Annotated in this window: 16 protein-coding genes; 7 read left to right on the top strand and 9 right to left on the bottom strand. The window is 66.1% G+C overall.

Annotation, left to right across the window (positions count from 1 at the left end; translation table 11 throughout):
* Positions 1 to 61 precede the first annotated feature (61 nt).
* A complete protein-coding gene (locus AC1DIQ_RS05455; RefSeq protein WP_121036878.1) occupies positions 62 to 1,528 on the top strand; it encodes a serine hydrolase domain-containing protein in 1,467 nt (488 codons plus the stop codon).
* Here the strand turns inward: AC1DIQ_RS05455 and AC1DIQ_RS05450 are convergent.
* The 5 genes from AC1DIQ_RS05450 to AC1DIQ_RS05430 form a co-directional block, all read right to left on the bottom strand.
* Positions 1,467 to 2,219 carry a sulfite exporter TauE/SafE family protein gene (locus AC1DIQ_RS05450; protein WP_282260029.1) on the bottom strand — a complete coding sequence of 251 codons (753 nt, stop codon included), beginning with the start codon at positions 2,217 to 2,219 and terminating at the stop codon, positions 1,467 to 1,469. The two genes, AC1DIQ_RS05455 and AC1DIQ_RS05450, sit on opposite strands and share 62 nt — an antisense overlap.
* Before the next feature lie 9 nt (positions 2,220 to 2,228).
* Entirely contained in the window at positions 2,229 to 3,176 is a 948-nt protein-coding gene (gene pip, locus AC1DIQ_RS05445) for a prolyl aminopeptidase (protein ID WP_478049586.1), read from the bottom strand.
* Between the two features lie 70 nt (positions 3,177 to 3,246).
* Positions 3,247 to 3,513: a hypothetical protein gene (locus tag AC1DIQ_RS05440; RefSeq protein WP_478049585.1), complete on the bottom strand. Its 267-nt coding sequence runs from the start codon at positions 3,511 to 3,513 to the stop codon at positions 3,247 to 3,249.
* Positions 3,510 to 4,856 carry a TFIIB-type zinc ribbon-containing protein gene (locus tag AC1DIQ_RS05435; protein WP_478049584.1) on the bottom strand — a complete coding sequence of 449 codons (1,347 nt, stop codon included), beginning with the start codon at positions 4,854 to 4,856 and terminating at the stop codon, positions 3,510 to 3,512. Before AC1DIQ_RS05435 ends, AC1DIQ_RS05440 begins: the two co-directional genes overlap by 4 nt.
* Positions 4,857 to 4,877: 21 nt before the next feature.
* On the bottom strand, positions 4,878 to 6,017 hold the full coding sequence (locus AC1DIQ_RS05430) for an SPFH domain-containing protein (protein ID WP_121036873.1): 1,140 nt from the start codon (positions 6,015 to 6,017) through the stop codon (positions 4,878 to 4,880).
* 196 nt (positions 6,018 to 6,213) lie between these two features.
* Here AC1DIQ_RS05430 and AC1DIQ_RS05425 point away from each other — a divergent pair, with 196 nt between their 5' ends.
* Positions 6,214 to 6,840 (top strand): sigma-70 family RNA polymerase sigma factor, encoded by a 627-nt coding sequence (locus tag AC1DIQ_RS05425; protein ID WP_259462075.1) that lies wholly within the window; start codon positions 6,214 to 6,216, stop codon positions 6,838 to 6,840.
* Complete coding sequence (locus tag AC1DIQ_RS05420) at positions 6,837 to 7,511, top strand: ChrR family anti-sigma-E factor (RefSeq protein WP_121036872.1); 675 nt, start codon at positions 6,837 to 6,839, stop codon at positions 7,509 to 7,511. The genes AC1DIQ_RS05425 and AC1DIQ_RS05420 overlap by 4 nt, the downstream gene beginning before the upstream one ends.
* Here the strand turns inward: AC1DIQ_RS05420 and AC1DIQ_RS05415 are convergent.
* The 4 genes from AC1DIQ_RS05415 to AC1DIQ_RS05400 all read right to left on the bottom strand — a co-directional run bounded on the left by AC1DIQ_RS05415 (position 7,501) and on the right by AC1DIQ_RS05400 (position 11,681).
* Positions 7,501 to 9,288: an EAL domain-containing protein gene (locus AC1DIQ_RS05415; RefSeq protein WP_478049583.1), complete on the bottom strand. Its 1,788-nt coding sequence runs from the start codon at positions 9,286 to 9,288 to the stop codon at positions 7,501 to 7,503. The genes AC1DIQ_RS05420 and AC1DIQ_RS05415 overlap by 11 nt on opposite strands.
* Positions 9,289 to 9,325: 37 nt before the next feature.
* Complete coding sequence (locus tag AC1DIQ_RS05410; protein WP_428999391.1) at positions 9,326 to 10,945, bottom strand: SDR family NAD(P)-dependent oxidoreductase; 1,620 nt, start codon at positions 10,943 to 10,945, stop codon at positions 9,326 to 9,328.
* A 295-nt stretch (positions 10,946 to 11,240) separates the two neighbouring features.
* The gene (locus tag AC1DIQ_RS05405) at positions 11,241 to 11,432 is read right to left on the bottom strand and encodes a hypothetical protein (RefSeq protein WP_121036870.1); all 192 of its coding nucleotides are present in this window, start codon (positions 11,430 to 11,432) and stop codon (positions 11,241 to 11,243) included.
* Positions 11,433 to 11,438: 6 nt separating this feature from the next.
* A complete protein-coding gene (locus AC1DIQ_RS05400; RefSeq protein ID WP_121036869.1) occupies positions 11,439 to 11,681 on the bottom strand; it encodes a hypothetical protein in 243 nt (80 codons plus the stop codon).
* Positions 11,682 to 11,861: 180 nt separating this feature from the next.
* Here AC1DIQ_RS05400 and AC1DIQ_RS05395 point away from each other — a divergent pair, with 180 nt between their 5' ends.
* Genes AC1DIQ_RS05395 through AC1DIQ_RS05380 form a run of 4 tightly spaced genes read left to right on the top strand, consistent with a single transcriptional unit; the run spans position 11,862 to position 16,756 of the window.
* A complete protein-coding gene (locus AC1DIQ_RS05395; RefSeq protein WP_152153136.1) occupies positions 11,862 to 12,407 on the top strand; it encodes a sugar dehydrogenase complex small subunit in 546 nt (181 codons plus the stop codon).
* 46 nt (positions 12,408 to 12,453) lie between these two features.
* Complete coding sequence (locus AC1DIQ_RS05390) at positions 12,454 to 14,094, top strand: GMC family oxidoreductase (protein ID WP_478049582.1); 1,641 nt, start codon at positions 12,454 to 12,456, stop codon at positions 14,092 to 14,094.
* Positions 14,091 to 15,488: a c-type cytochrome gene (locus AC1DIQ_RS05385; RefSeq protein WP_478049581.1), complete on the top strand. Its 1,398-nt coding sequence runs from the start codon at positions 14,091 to 14,093 to the stop codon at positions 15,486 to 15,488. The genes AC1DIQ_RS05390 and AC1DIQ_RS05385 overlap by 4 nt, the downstream gene beginning before the upstream one ends.
* Positions 15,485 to 16,756, top strand: coding sequence for a carbohydrate porin (locus tag AC1DIQ_RS05380; protein ID WP_478049580.1), 1,272 nt, complete (start codon positions 15,485 to 15,487; stop codon positions 16,754 to 16,756). The genes AC1DIQ_RS05385 and AC1DIQ_RS05380 overlap by 4 nt, the downstream gene beginning before the upstream one ends.
* The last annotated feature ends 3 nt before the right edge of the window (positions 16,757 to 16,759 follow it).

Below are 16,759 nucleotides of genomic sequence, written 5' to 3'. Positions count from 1 at the left end.
GAGGAGCGCATGCATAATCCATCTCACGGCCGGGCCGAAGCCCCGTGCACGCGAGGACAGGATGGTGTTGATCAGATTGCTCACCTTTGCGCTGCTGTTCGTCAGCGCCAGCGTCTGGGCCGCCACACCGGCGGCCCCTGTTTCGGCCCAACAGATCTTCAATCGCTGGCTCGCGGCCTACAACGTCGGCGATCCGGACACACTGCGGACCGTGCTGTCGACCTACGGCATCGACCACACCGCGCAGCGGTATCTGGATATCCGCGAGACCTTCGGCCCGTTCGAGGTGCTGACCAGAACCGTGGAGACACCCGATACCGTCGCGGCCATCGTGCGCGGCACAACCAGCGATCGCGGGGTGCTGATCACCGTGGCCATCGATCCTGCCAACAGACCGCGGCTCAAGACCTTGCAGCTGGAAGGCGTGGAGATACCCGTCGCCTTCCGGCCCGCGCGGCTTGAGATGCCCGCGCTCATCGCGCAGAGCCCTGCCCGTCTGGATGCGCTGGCAGCACAGGACAAGCTCTCCGGCACCTTTCTGCTGGCGCAGGACGGCAAGGTGCTGATGGCGTGGCAGGGCGGGCTGGCCGACCGGGAGCAGGGTATTCCGGTGGATAGCACCACGACATTCAGGCTCGCCTCGTTGAACAAGATGTTCACCGCGGTGGCGATCCTGCAGTTGGCCGAGGCGGGCAAGCTGACACTGGACGATAGGATTGCCCAGCATCTGAAGCATTACCCCAATCCGGCCGTCGCCACCGGTGTCACGATCCGGCAGCTGCTCAACCACACCAGCGGCCTTGGAGAGATCTTCGACGAGGCATTCGAGGCGCGGAAGACATCGCTCAAAACGCTGGCCGACTATTGGCCCGTCTATGGCGCTGCGGCCCCGGCCTTCAAACCCGGCACCCAGGACCAGTATTCCAACTACGGCTACATCCTGCTTGGCTCGATCATCGAGGCGGCATCGGGACAGTCTTACGATGCCTACGTCGAACAGCACATCTTTGCGCCGGCGGGCATGACTTCCACGGGAGCGGCGCCCGAGGCGACCCTGGTGCCAGGCCGCGCGGTGCCCTACACGCTGAGCGAGGGCCATTGGGTGCGCGAGACCAAGAGCCTGCCGTTGCGCGGTACATCGGCGGGCGGCGGTTACAGCACCGCCCAGGATCTGCTCCGGTTCGCCGAGGCGTTGCGCAGTGGCCGGCTGATCCCGGCCGCGGCATTGGACGCGGCCACCTCACCGCAGAATACCAAGGGCTGGTACGGCTACGGCTTCATGGTGAGCGGTGAGGGAGAGCAGCGCCAGTATGGCCACGAGGGTGGGGCGCCCGGTGCGAATGCCGCGCTCATCGTGCTGCCCAGCAACGGCTACGTGGTGATCGGGCTGAGCAATGTCGATCCCGATGCGATGGAGAACGTGGTCAACTTCGTCGGCAACCGTCTGCCGCTGCCGCAGCGCGGCCTCAGCGCCAGCCCAGCAGCGCCGGCAACGACGAGGCCAGCAACGCGATCCCGGACACGGTGAGCAGGCTGAGCACGATCTGCCGGAACCGCAGGTCGCTGATGCCGATGTACAGGCGGGTGCCGAGCAGGGTCGGGATCAACATGGCTGGCGCCACGATGGCAAACATCGGCAGCATTTCGCGGGTGACGATGCCGGTGCCGACATAGGTGCCCATGGTCACCAGCAGCATGGACAGGTTGAAGTTCTGGACCACGGAGCGCTGCACGTCACGCTCATAACCGCGCAGCGTGCACCACAGCGTCGGCAGGGTGCCGGTGAATCCTCCAAGACCGCCCATGATGCCGCCGGCAAATCCCACCACACCATCGGCCGCGCGCCCGCCCGCCGAGATACGCGGCAGCTGACGTGACAGCAGCATCGCCGGGCACCACAGCACCAGCAAGGTGCCCAGGATCGCCTTGAGCCAGTGCATGTCGAGCAGGGGCAGCAGGTAGACGCCCAGCGGAATCCCGGCCAGCCCGCCCAGCACGAAAGGCAGCAGGGTCTTCAGATTGAAGCCGCGGCGCACGGTGAACGCCGCCAGCAGTTGGCCGGTCAGGGCACCGAACACCGAGAGGGTGGCCGCCAGCCTGGGATCCAGCACCCACGCCCAGAAGGAGAGCGCCACCAGCCCGAACGCGAAGCCCGACAGCCCCTGCACAAAGCCCGCCACGATGGCGCCCAACGCCACCACCAGGTAGATCGAATCCACGACGACTCCTTACTGCGCGTCCGCGAACGCATCCGTCGCGCGCACCAGGGCATCGGCGGTCGCCGGTTCCGTTGCGCTGTGACCGGACACCACCATCTGCAGCGAGGCCTCGGGCCAGACACAGGCCAGGTCCCACGCACTGCGGGCCGGGCAGATGATGTCGTAGCGGCCCTGCACGATCACGCCGGGCAGATGCCGGATGCGGTCGATATCGCGAAGCAGCTGCGCATGATCGAGGAAGGCATGGTTGCGGAAGTAATGCGCTTCGATGCGCGCCTTGGCCAGGGTGTGCAGCGGATCGTCACCGGACACCGCGTCGACGTCGTGTTCCAGCGTGGCAGCGTGATCTTCCCACCCCAGCCAGGCCTGCGCGGCGGCGATGCGGGTCGCTTGGTCCGGACTGTCCAGGCGACGCCAGTATGCGGCGATCATGTCGCCGCGTTCGTCTTCAGGGATATGCGCCTCGTAGGCCGCCCAGCGCTCCGGGAACACCCAGCGCGCACCGCCATCGGCTTCGGCAAACCAGCGATTCTCTTCGGCACGGCCCAGATAGACCCCTCGAAGAATGAGGCCGGTGGCGCGTTCCGGATGGGCCTGGGCGTAGGCGAGTGCCAGCGTGGAGCCCCAGGAGCCGCCGAACACCAGCCAGCGCTCGATGCCGAGCAGGCTGCGGATCGTCTCCACGTCGGCGACCAGGTGCTGGGTGGTGTTGTCCCGCAGCTCACCGAACGGGGTGGAGCGGCCGCTGCCGCGCTGGTCGATCAGGACGATGCGATACCGTGACGGGTCAAAAAAGCGCCGGTGGGTGGGCGATACGCCGGCACCCGGCCCGCCATGCAGGAACACCACCGGGATGCCGTCCGCAGCGCCGCACTCCTCGACGAACAAGGTGTGCAGGTCATCGACCGCCACCTGATGGGTGCGGAAGGGTGTGATCGCGGGATAAAGCGTGCGCATGGTGGGCGTCCTACGGAAAACTGACGCCCCATGATACCGCCCGGGTTCGTCGAGCCGCGTCCGTGACGCGTCACAATGTCGGCGCGCTGTCCCTGTCGCGCTGCACCCGCGTCCGATACGCCGCCACGTTGTCACCGCGGATGCGTCGCTCCTGCGTGCCGATCACCGTATCGACCTTGCGGTCCGCGCCGGTCACCGGCTTGGCATCGATCGCGGTATCACGCTCGAACGCATGCGATTTGTCGGTGTTGCGGTAGTACCGGTACAACGCCCAGTACAACGCCGTGGCACCGGCGGGGCCGGCGGCAAGCAGCCAGAGTCCACTGTCATCGCTCATGAGGCAGCTACCAGGAAGAAGAGAACGAGGGCTTCAATGATGGTGCCGGTGGTCAGCGCGGCCAGCAGCAGCTTCCACTGCTGCACCGGCACGCTGCCCATGGTTTCACCGGTGCGGCCATTCACCGCGATGTAGTGCAGCATGCCGCCATTGCGGCCCGGCTGGTGGTACGAGTACAGCCACACCGGCAGGTACATCGATACCCAGCGCGTGCCGTGCACATCCACGCGCTCGCGTTCCCAGCGCACGCCACGATCGTAGCGGCGCACCGAGCCTTCCACCTGGGCGCGGGCGATCGACAGCAGCTGGTCTTCCAGCCGTGGGCGCAGCTTTTCCACGTCGAGGTTGCGCTTTTCCGAGGTGAAGCCGGCCAGATAGGAGGCGTTCCACTTCAGGGCGTTCTTGGTATCGAACGGCAGGATCGCGTTGATGATGTTGTTGGTGTTGGTCTGCGTATCGAGGTTGCCACGCTCGGCCGAGGATTCCATGGTGAGATCGTCCACGGTGAAATCCACCTGGCGATCCACCTGGTAAACGTCGGCGTCGTAATACGTTTTCTTGTTCTTCTCGGTGCCGCGCGTGTACTGCCGGGTCTGGATCTCGCCCTTGCCCGATACGCTGGCGCTGACATTGCTGTCCACCACCATGTAGGGCAGGTAGACGCCGGAGACATTCTCGGGCGTGAACTGATCCTTGAACGCCTTCAGTGCGAACAGGCGGCGCTTGTCCACGAACTGGCGGATCCGCGCGACCGCATCGTCCTTGCTGATATGGAACGGCAGCACCGCATCGGGCACCGCGCCATTGGAGATCTGCTCGTTGACCCCGAACACATGGCGGCACCAGTGGCAGCGTGCGGTCATGGTGCTTTCGGTGTTGATCGTGACTTCGGCACCGCAGCCAGTGCACTTGAAACTCATCAGGCTGGCGGTATCGGCTTCGATGTCGCGTGCGCCCGAGGCGATGACCGTGCCGCGCAGCTCACTGATGCCTTCACCAAAGCCAAAGGCCTCCTCAACGCGCTCACCGTGCCATTCGTGCCGGCAGAACTGGCAGACCAGCACATCGGTGCCCAGCTTGAGCCGTATATCGCTGGAGCCGCACTTCGGGCAGCGGTTGAGACCGTCCTTCAGCTCGGCCGCGGCGGTGTCCAGCGCGACCGGATCCGGGGCCTGCACCTCATCGCGGATGGGCTGGGGCAGGGTGGCTGGATCCACCGGGAAACTGCCCGGCAACGGCGGCACCTCCCGGGGCGAGCCCGGGCCAGTGACCGGGGCCACCGGGGAAGGCGGCAACGGCGGCGGAACCGCCGGGATCGGCGGTGGAATCTTGGGGTCGGACATGGTGTCGGTGCGCTCGGTGTCTTACAGCCCCAGCGCCTTGGCCTTGAGCTTGTCGTAGTCGTCCTGGGTGATCAGGCCGAGGTCCAGCATCTCTTTGGCCTTCTTCAGCTTGGCGACCGGATCATCCGCGGCCGGAGCAACCGGCTGCTGCATGCCGCCGACCCCGAGCATGCCCGAGGCCATGCCCACGCCGACCAGGCCGGCCGCGCCGCCGTTCTCGCCCGCCGACTGGATGCCCTGGGCCACACTGGCCTGCAGGTTGGAATTGCCACGCGAGCCGGCCAGGGCATCGGCGCGCTGCACGGTCTTGAGCAGCTCGCGGGTGTTGGCGTCGTACTCGATCGAGACAATGGCGGTCTTGACGATGGCCAGGCCACGGTCGGACTTCCATTGGTAACCCTGCTCGACGGCAGCGGACAGGCTCTGCGCAAAGCCGAGCGAATCCTGCTGCAGCTTGGTGATGCGGTTGCCCTTGCCGGGATCGTTCGTATACAGGCTGAAGGCTGGCGCGAGCGAGCCCACCACTTCATTGAACAGCTGGCTGGCGGCGGCGTTATCCAGATCGGTGAAATCGAACACCTGGCCGGGCTGGAGGTAGCTGGCCGGCACGAAATTCTTCACGAACAGGATCGGATCGACGATCTTCAGCGTGTACGAGCCGCGCGTGACCGCGCCGACCTGCGTGCCGAGGAAACCGTCATCCCAGTAGATTTCGGACTGCGTGCCGAAACGGTTGTCCGGCAGTTCCTTCAGTGAGACGAAGAACGCCGCCTGCTGCGACCCTGGCTGGCCGCCGAACTTGAAGCGCTCCCAGCTCTGCTTGATCAGCGGGCTGACGAACCCGTCGCCGGCGAAGATCGACTGCGAATTGGTATCGTCCGAGCGCCATTCATAGCCACCCGGTTCGGCAACGAAGCCGGTGATCGCGCCGTCCTGGAACAGCAGCAGGCCGTACCCTTCGGGCACGACGATCTTCGAGCCGTTGGTGATGATGTTGGAGGAGGCGCTGGTGTTGGAGCCGCGCCCGGCATTGGTGCCACGCGGCACCGCCGCGAACAGCGCTGCCGTGGAGGGCAGGCCCGTCGGCACGGTGTAGAAATCCTTCCACTGGTCGGCCAGAACGCCACCGACTGCCCCTGCCACTGCCTGACGAAGACCCATGACCCACTCCCTGCGATTCGTGGCCGGGCACCGTGCCCGCCATGCTCGTCTGACTATATCAGCAGCCAGCGCGCCGGCAGTGGCGCCGCGGATCCCGCCGCGGTGCCGGGTCAGGTAGCGGCTGCATCCAAACGGCTCTGCCGCCCGTAGACCGCCCATGAACCCCAACTCGCCGATCGCCCGGAAGTGGCCTACGATGGACGCTGACCTGCCTGCTGCAAGGATGACGCCCTTCGAGGTTGCCCGGATGACTGCCGCGCCTGCTCAACACCCAGTGGAGCTGAAAGCCTGGGCTGCGGACGTGGCGGCGGTTGCCAGTACGCGGGATCGTGAGTGTTTCATGCGGATCTACGATCACTTCATGCCGCGCCTGTGCCGATATCTGAACGGGCTGGGCGCGCCCCACGGCGTGGCCGAGGACCTGGCCCAGGAGGTCCTGCTCAAGTTGTGGAACCGCGCCGATCTCTACGATCCGATGCGGAGCAGCCTGGGCACCTGGCTGTACCGGGTGGCCCGCAACCTCCATATCGATCGCGTGCGGCGCGAGCACATCTGGGTGCATGCCCATGACGTGGTCGAGCAGGCGGCAGAGCAGGACGACGGGCGCGGCTCTCTGGCCGAGCTGCACACCGAGCATGTCCGGCTCAAGCAACGGCTGGATGAACTGTCCGCCACCCAGGCACGGTTGATCCGGATGTCCTATTTCGAAGCAAAGACCCATGCCGAGATCGCCAACGAGTTGAACATGCCGCTGGGCACGGTGAAATCACATATCCGGCGGGCCTTCCTGCAACTGCAGGCGTTGATGGGAGAGCAGCGATGAATCCTCGCCACCATCTGGATCCGGCCACCGTGCTGGGGTTTGCGACCAGTACGTTGGCCCCGGAGATGTCCGTGGTCACCGCTGCCCACCTGGAAGGGTGCGCCCACTGCCGGGAGCAGCTGCGTTCGGCCGAGCGTTTGGGGGGCGTGTTGCTGGAGCAGCAGTTGTCGCCGCCGCCCGAGGAGAATCGCCAGGCAGCACTGCGCGAGGCGATGCTGGGCCGGCTTGATGCGCCGGCACGTCCTCCGGTGGCGCGGGAGGGTGCGGAACCGGGCCACGCGCGGGTGCACGATCCGGATCAACTGCCGGCCGCACTGGCACCGCATTTCGGGACGTCCTACCGCTCGCTGAAATGGCGCTGGATGGCGCCGGGTGTCCACTGCATCCGTGCACCGGCGCACCCGTCGTTGATCATGCTCAAGATCGCCCCCGGCAAATGCCTGCCCATGCACAGCCATGGCAACAGCGAGCTGACCCAGATTCTCCGCGGCGCTTATGACGATTCCCTGGGGCATTTCGCCCCCGGCGATGTGGCCGATCTGGACAGCGACGTCGAGCATCAGCCCGTGACCACCCCCGGTGTGGCGTGCATCTGTGTGTCAGCGCTGGATGCGCCGCTGGTCTTCAGCGGGTGGTTCGCGCGCAAGCTGCAGCAGGTGTTCAAACTCTGACGGGGCGCGGTGTGATCGCGGCCTGTTCGAACACCTGCATCACCGCGGCCGGCGCCATGGGCCGGGCAAGCAGGTAGCCCTGCACTTCATCGACCCCCATCGCGGCCAGTACATCCACCTGCGCCTGATGCTCGACCCCCTCGGCCACGGTGAGGTAGCCCAACTCGTGGGCCAGATGATGGATGGCCGAAACTTTGGCGCGCGCGCGCGAACTGCTGGCGATGCCGTCGATCAGTGACTTGTCCAGCTTGACCGTGTGGATGGGAAGGTCGGACAGGTAGCTGAAATTGCTGTAGCCACTGCCGAAGTCATCGATCGCCACCGTGATGCCGGCCTGTGCCATCGCCGCGATGTGGCCGATGGCCGGCGATCCCGGGCGCAGCCATTCGCCTTCGGTGATCTCCAGTTCGATCATCGAGAACGGCAGCGCCCTGTGCTCCAGCTTGCTGCGGATGTCCTGCCAGGCCGAGGCATTGGACAGATAGCTGCTGGACAGGTTGATCGAGACCGGAATGTCCTGTCCTTGGGCGCGCCACGCCTGGACCTGATCCAGCGCGGTGTCCAGGACCCAGTGGGTGACCTCGTCCATCAGCGCCGTCCGCTCGAAGACCGGAATGAACTCGCCCGGGCTGATCGGCCCCAGGGTAGGGTGGGTCCACCGGATCAACGCTTCGGCGGAGACCGGGCGCCGACCGTCCAGGGTGAAGCGCGGCTGGTAGTCCAGGTGGAAGTCACCGGCCTGCAGCCCGCGTTCGGCATCCGAGGCCAGGCGGTAGGCACGGTGCATCGTGTCGTCGCGCTGTTCGGAGTACCAGCAGAACGGCTGTCGGGCATCGAACGCACCCTGCGTGCTGACCAGCAGCCGTCGCAGCAGGTCGTGGCTGTCCTCTTCGTCCGGATCGACGGCACAGATGCCGGCATGGAAGCGGGGTGACATCGGGACCGCCGCGGCCATCAGCGGACGCAGCATGCGCGTTCTCAACTCCAGCACCAGGGCCTCGACCTGCGCCGGGGCCGGCATGTCGACCACGAAGGCGAAGCGCGTCACCCCCACGTGGTAGACCGTTGCCACGCCCTCCAGCGCGGCTCGCAAGCGGACGCCTCCGCGCCGGATCAACGCCTCCAGCGGGCGCAGCCCGAGCACCTGACCGACCTGGTTGGCCCGCGGAATGTCGAGGATGTCCACGGCAACGGCATACGCGGTTCCATCGGCGCAGCGCGCAAGGATACCGGGCAGATCCGCATGGAACTGGTGCCGGCTTGGCAGGCCGCTGACCGGGTCCAGCCGACCGGACATCGCCCGCAGCTCCAGCTGCGCGACCACCAGTTCGGCCAGGGTGCTCAGTTGCTCCTGATCCCCCTGATCGAACGTGCGCGGGCGCGTGTCCATGATGCAAAAGGCCCCGATGGGCACGCCGTTCTTGGCCACCAGGGGGGCGCCGGCGTAGAAGCGCAGATGCGGGCTGTGGGTGACCAGCGGGTTGTCCCGGAAGCGGGGGTCCTGCTGGAGATCGGGCACCACCAGCACGCCCTCGGAGGTGACGGCGTGGGCGCAGATCGAGGCGCGGATGTCGGTCTGCGCCATGGGCAGGCCGATCCGGGAAAGGAAGCGCTGCTCCACATCCCCGAGGATGGAGACGAACGCCACCGGGGCATCGAAGGTGTACCCGGCAAGTGCCGTAAGCCGGTCCAGCGCCGGCACGGATGCCAGGCCATCGAGCTGCATGGCACTGAGGACCGCGCTGCGTTCGTCGCGTTGTGAGGTGGGGGGAGTCATTCCACGCTATACGGACGAAACACGCCCCTGGATGCGCTTACCAGTCGGTCGGCGCGTAGTCCTTCAGGAACTGGCCCCAGACATGTTCGCCGGTGTTGAACCCGTGGATGATCGGATCAACGATGCGCGCAGCGCCGTCGACGATATCCAGCGGCGGATGGAAGCGCTCTTCCTTCACCTTCTTGGCCGCGATGTCCGCCGGATCCTCGTCGGTCACCCAGCCGGTGTCCACACTGTTCATGTGGATGCCGTCGTTCTGGTAATCGGCGGCCGAGGTGCGCGTCATCATGTTCAACGCGGCCTTGGCCATGTTGGTGTGCGGATGGCGGGTGGTCTTGAAGTTGCGGTAGAACTGCCCCTCCATCGCCGAGACGTTGACGATGTGCTTGTCACGCTCAGGCGTGCGCAGCATCAGCGGCTTCAGGCGCGCATTGATGATGAACGGCGCGATGGCATTGACCAGCTGGGTTTCCAGCAGTTCCACCGACGGCACTTCGGCCATCAGCATGCGCCAGGAGTTGCGACCGCGCAGATCCACCTGCTGCAGGTCCTGATCCAGCCGGCCATCCGGGAACAGATGCTGCTGGGCGACCAGCTCATCCTCCAGCAGCGGGACCTGCGACAGCTCGGCGGCACGGGTCAGACCATTGGCGGCATTGAAATCACGCCCCTGGACCACCGGCAGCGCGGCCGAGGCGGTGGTGCCGAGCAGTTCGGCACTGCGCAGGCCCTCGTAATCGCCGATCAGCTTGCGCAGCGTCTCGGGCACCTCATGCAGCGCGGCGGTTTCGCCGGCCATCATGTGCGCATAGAACTGCGGCGGGCGGCGGACCGTCTGGCAGGCGTTGTTGATGATGAAATCCAGACGCGAACGGGTGGCCAGCAGCTCGTTGCAGAAGGCCTCCACGCTCGGGGTATGGCGCAGGTCCAGGCCGTACACCTGCAGGCGGTGGCCCCACACGCCGAAGTCCGGCTCTTCGGCGTAGCGCGCGGCCGAATCCCGCGGGAAGCGCGTGGTCACGATCAGCTCGGCACCGGCCCGCAGCAGCTTCAGGCCGGCCTGGTAGCCGATCTTGACCCGGCCGCCGGTCAGCAGCGCGACGCGGCCGGTGAGGTCCGCCGTCTCGGTGCGCTTGACGAAGTTCAGCTCGGCGCAGGCCGGGCACATCTGGTCATAGAAGTGGTGCAGCTGGGTGAACTTCTGCTTGCAGACATAGCAATGGCGCAATTCCGGGGAATGCACCGGTTCCGGCGTGGCCGCCGCATTCTCGCCGTTGGAGGCGTCATGCAGGCCGGCCGCGTGCGGCGGGAAATAGTTCGGGGTGCTGAACACCGGCTTGCGGCGCAGGGCGCGGATACCGGTCTGCGCCAGCAGCGCCTCGGACTTGGCCACCTTTTCCTGGTGCCGCGCCTTGGCCTGCTGCTTCAGCTTGGCCCGGCGGGCCTTGGGCTCGGGGTGATACACCTTGGCCACCACCTGGTGCAGGCGCACGCGGTCTGCTTCGGGCAGCGTATCGAGCACGCTGCGGTCGGCTTCGATGGCCTCCAGCAGGTCCAGCGCGGTGCGCAGGCGGTCGGTCAGGGGCAGGTCGTCGTCGGCAAGGGGCAGGGCGGTGGTATTCAATTCGGATCCGGAAAGCAGCAGGAAGACAGGCATGGGCCGCCGCGCGACGGCCCCTGATGGGGGCATCCGCCAGCAGCCCGGGGCATACGGTGGGTGGCTATTGTCCCTGATCCTGAGTCTGCTTGCTTTCCCGTCGCCATCAACCTGAATGGAGAAAGCGTGTGCGGGCCGAAACACGTGGCGTCAGGGCCTCTGGCGGCAGCGGTGTCGTTCTGGATCGGCGGCCTCGCGCTGCCGTACGGTGACGACGGCATCGGGCACTGCTGCTCATTGACCTCAGTCCACCTGCCGCGCATCGCATCGCGTTGGACGCTCGATGCCCCGCCACTCAGTGCCCGAGTGACGCCTGAAGCGCCGTCGCCAGCGCCGCGTCACCGTTGACCAGTTCCGCCCATTTCAGGGTCACACCGTTCCGCTTGCCCTTGGGCACCAGCTTCAGGCCCTCCGGATCAAGGGTCAACGTATAGACCTCGTCGTCGATCTGGACTTCCCGGCGGAGTGGTTTATCGAGTGGCGTCATGACGTGCTACGGCTTCGGCGGCGATTCGCGCTTCGGCTCCGCACCGGTCCCGGTGCCATGCCCGGAGTCCTGCTGTTCGGAGGCGGCTGTACCACTGCCGCCCCCGGGCACGTTACGGGCGGGCTCACTGCCTGCCGCCGGGGCAGGCTGCTCGATGGTATCGGCGTGCTTTCCCTGATCGGTAGGCTCGGCCTGATTGCAGGCCGACAACGCCATCGCCGCGAGGGCACTGAACAACAGGGTTCGCATGGCAACTCTCCGGAACTGAGACTAGCCCGCGTTGTAGCGCTGATTCCGTGCGCGGTGCGTGAGTCATCACTTATCACTCCGTGATGACAGACAGGGGGAGTAGCCTTGTCGCCGTCGAAGCTTAGCCGTTCCGTGGTCTACGGGCGGGGAGCCGGCGTGTTACGGAGCAGAGTTCACATCATGAGTATTCCCGAGGGATTGGACGAGCATCGTCGGGGGCAAGGCCTCACACGACGAGGCTTCCTTCTTGCGGTCGGTTCGGTTTCACTGCTCGCAGCCTGCCGTGACAAAGCGCCTGCCGTTGCAGGGCCGGCCGCAACAGCGCCCGCGGCCAAGACCGACACCGCCTTCCTCGAGCTCTCTTACGCGCTGACCGGTAGGACCGATCTGGACCCGGCCACGGCCGACCGGATCGAGCAGGCGTTCGCCCATCTTCAGCCCGAGCTGCATGCGCAGTTCCCCACCCTGGTCACTCTTGCAGGGCAGGTGACTGGCGCACAGGCGCTGATCGCGGCGGCGGGCGACGCGAAACCCGCCGCTTTGGCCGTCATCACCGCGTGGTACACCGGCACCGTGGGCAAAGGCGTGCACGCCGTGACCGTGTCCTACCGCGATGCGCTGATGCAGCGCTGCGTGGATGACGGTCTTTCACCACCGACCTACGTCCAAGGCGGCCCCGGCTGGTGGACGGCTGAGCCGCCGGCCCCGATTCGCGCCCACGCCTGAGCCTGCGCAGTCCTTTTTTCCCTGTTATCGATCTGGAACCCCTCTCATGAAAGCTCCGGTTTTCCGTGATGGCGACGCCGATGCCGACGTCGTGATCGTCGGTTCGGGCGTCGTCGGTGCATTGATCGCCCACCAATTGGTGCGCGCCGGCAAATCGGTCCTGGTCCTTGAGGCCGGCCCCCGTCTGAACCGTTCCGACGTCGTTGAGAACTGGCGCAACGTCAGCTTCGAACGACGCATCGGCAGCGATTTCCAAGGCCCGTTCCCGCAATCGAAATTCGCGACGGCGCCACTGTATTTCCCCGCCAACGACTACGTCGGCCTGACCGGCCCCGATGCCAGCAGCTTCCATCAGGGCTTCATCAAGGCGGTTGGTGGCACGACCTGGCACTGGGCTGCCTCCTGCTGGCGCCATCTTCCGGTCGATTTCAAGATGCAGTCCGCCTACGGGGTCGGGCGCGATTGGCCGATCAGCTACGAGGACATCGAGCCGTATTACTGCCGCGCGGAGGAAGCCATGGGCGTCTCCGGGCCGAACGATCCCGCGCAGCAGAGCCCTTCGGAGCGCTCCAAGCCGTACCTGGCCGACATGATTCCGTGGGGCAACGGCGACAAGGTATTCGCCGAGGTGGTCAATCCGCACGGCTACAACCTGGTGCCGATTCCGCAGGGGCGCATGATCAAGCCCTGGAACGATCGCCCCGCGTGCTGTGGCAACAACAACTGCCAGCCGATCTGCCCGATCGGGGCGATGTACAACGGCGTCCATACCGTGCAGGCCGCCGAAGCGCTGGGCGCCAAGGTGCTGGCCGAAGCGGTGGCGTACAAGATCGACACCGATGCGCAGAACCGTGTCACCGCCATCCACTGGTATGACAGCGACAAGGTCAGCCACAAGGCCACCGGCCGCAGTTTCGTGATCGCCTGCAATGCGCTGGAGACGCCGCGTCTGCTGCTGCTCGCCGCCAATGAGCAGAACCCGAACGGCATCGCCAATTCGTCCGATCAGGTCGGCCGCAACATGCTGGACCACTCCGGCTTCCACTGCTCCTTCATTGCCGACCGCCCGATCTGGCTGGGGCGTGGCCCGGCGCAGTCCAGCTGCATGGTCGGGCCGCGTGACGGCGCGTTCCGGTCGGAATACTCTGCGACCAAGATCATCCTCAACAACATCAGCCGGGTGGCGATCGCCACCGACCAGGCACTGAAAATGGGGCTCGCCGGTGAGGCGCTGGACGCGGAAATCCGACGCCGCGCGATCTACGGGGTGGATCTGTCGATCAGCCTGGAGCCGCTGCCCGACCCGAGCAACCGGCTGACGCTGTCCACGACCCGCGTCGATGGCCATGGCCTGGCCTGCCCGGACATCCATTACTCGCTGGGCGACTACGCGCGCAAAGGCTACGACAAATCCTGCGATCAGCTACGGCACATCGGCACGCTGTTCAACGCCGAAGAGTTCGTGATCACCACGGCGCTCAATGCCAACAACCACATCATGGGCTCGACCATCATGGGCGCGGATCCGCGCGATTCCGTGGTCGATGGCGATTGCCGCGCGCATGATCACCCAAACCTGTGGCTCCCAGGTGGCAGCGCGATGGTGTCGGCCAGCGTCGTCAACAGCACCCTGACCATGGCCGCGCTTGCCCTGCGCGCGGCCGATGCCATCGAGCGTGCGGCATGAAGACGGCCCTGCTCATCGCATTGGGCCTGCTGGCCGGCGTCAGCCAAACCGCGCGCGCTGACGACACCATCGAACGTGGGCGCTACCTGTCCGTGGCTGCGGACTGCGTGGCGTGCCACACCAGCCCGAGGCAGGGCAAGCCCTACGCCGGCGGCTACGCGATCGCCTCGCCGCTGGGTGAGATCTGGGCGAGCAACATCACTCCGTCCAAGTCCCACGGCATCGGCAACTACACGGAGGCCGATTTCGCCCAGGCCGTGCGCGAAGGTGTACGCAAGGACGGCGCCCACCTCTATCCGGCGATGCCGTACACCTCCTACGCCAAGCTGACCGACGAGGACATCCACGCGCTGTACGTCTATTTCATGCAGGCGGTCGCACCGGTCGATGAGGAGGCACGTACCACCGAACTGCCATTCCCCTTCAGCGTGCGCTCGTCCATGGCGGTGTGGAATCTGCTGTTCCTGGACAAGACCCCGTTCAAACCGGATCCGGCACAGAGTGCGCAGTGGAATCGGGGTGCCTACCTGGTGGAAGGGTTGGCGCACTGCTCCAGCTGCCACAGTCCACGCGGGTTGATGATGCAGGAGGTGGGCGGCAAAGCCTTCGCCGGTGGTTCGCTGGGCGATTGGTATGCGCCCAACATCACTTCGCACCCGATCAGCGGGATCGGCGGGTGGACCGATGACGAACTGGCCCAGTACCTGAAGACCGGCCGGGTTGAGGGCAAGGGGCAGGCCGGTGGCGGTATGGCCGAAGCGGTGACGAACAGCCTCTCCAAACTGCGCGATGAAGACATCCGTGCCATCGTGACTTACCTGCGCACCGTGCCTGCCGTGGCCGACAAGGACGCCACGCGTGCGGCCTTTGCCTGGGGTGACCCCACCGCGGCGCCGGGCGAACAACCGGTGCGTGGCACCAATGCCCCCCTGGCCTCCGGTGCAGTGCTGTATTCCGGGCTGTGTGCAAGCTGCCATGGCCCCAAAGGGGAGGGCAGCAAGGACGGCTATTACCCCTCGCTGGTGCACAACAGCACCGTCGGCATGACCCGGCCGCAGAATCTGGTGGCCACCATCATCGGCGGCATCGACCGCGAGGTGGACGGCCAGCACGTAGTGATGCCGCACTTTTCGGAAGGCTCGTACGTGCAGGCGCTGAGCGATGCCGATGTCGCGGCGGTCGCGAGCTATGTGCGGACCAGCTTTGGGCCCGGTGACCAGGTCACGGAAGCCCAGGTCGCGCTGATCCGCGATGGCGGTGAGAAACCGCTGCTGGCCAAGATCGCGCGCCTGTGGCTGCCGCTGCTCATCCTCGGGCTTGCGGCGTTCGTGGTGGTGATCCTGATGGTGCGACGCGCCTGGAAGAAACGCAGGCTGCGGAGGGCCTCGACATGAAACACACCCCTTATCTGATCAGCCTCGGGCTGATGGCGATCGCCGCCAGCCTACCGGCCTGGGCCGCCGCCAGCGATGCGCCCACGCCCAAACCGGTGGACACCATTGCCCAGACCCCGCTCAGCGCGGACTGGGCGGCCCGGATCTGGCTGCAGGACCGGGGCGTGACGCCGAGCGCCCGCATCGTGATTGCCACGGGCGTCAACAGCGACGGCTACAAGGGCACCGGCTGGTCCACCGCCGAGCACGTTGATTTCGGTGCCATGATCGATACCGGCAAGGCCTTCGGCTTCGACGGCACGATGCGGGTGGTGTTCTCCGACCGCTTCGGCAATGCGGTCAATGACCGCTCGACCGGTTCCTACGTGCAGAACCAGGCGTTCTATGGCCAAGGGCAGAACCTGCGCTTCAACGAACTCTCCTACGAGCGCTGGCTGCTGGACAAGCGGCTGAGCCTGAAGGGCGGCTTCTACTCGATGGGCAACGACTTCGGCGGCTTGCCGTACACCTGCAATTTCAACAACAACGGCCAGTGCGGGCATCCGCTGGGGCCGATCTACAGTTCCGGCTGGCTCGACAACCCGACTGGTCAGTGGGGCATGCGGGTGAAGTGGGCCGATCCCTCAGGCTGGTACGCACAGACCGGCATTTACGATGTCGTGCCGATGCGCAAGCAGGAGGGCAGTGGCTTCCGCGTGTCCGACCGCGGCAAGACCGGCCTGTTCCTGCCCGTGGAAGTGGGCTACAGCCACCGCAACACCGGCGAGCATTACGGCGGTACCTACAAGGCCGGCTACTACCTGGATACCTCTAACGCCGACGACATCGGCAATCCGGCCGCGCCGCGCGCTTCGCATCGCAGCGGTTCGTACATCCAGCTGGCGCAGCGCGTGCTGAAGCCCGAAGGCGACACCGTGCGCGGCCTGTCGGTATTCGGCGTGGCCACGCGTGCCGATGCCAAGACCGGACTCATGCGGTATTCGTGGGAAGCCGGCCTGAGTTGGCGCGGTGTGGTGGCCCCACGCGAGGATGATGTGCTCAGCCTGGCGTGGACCCGGCTGGACATCTCCGACCGCCTTGCCCAGTACCAGCGCATCACCGGCAAGGACGTGCAGAGCAACGAGCAGTTCGTGGAGCTCAATTACGGTGTGCAGGTGACCCCGTGGCTGATCCTGCGGCCTGCGGTGCAGTATGTGGCCCGGCCGGGGGCGTATGAGAGCCGGCCGGACAGCTGGGTGTTCACGCTGCAGGCGCAGGCGACGTTGTGATCA

The sequence above is a fragment of the Stenotrophomonas sp. 05L413 genome, from assembly GCF_056397945.1.
Note: the sequence above shows the minus strand (reverse complement) of the source record. Positions and strands in the feature narration are given on the sequence as shown.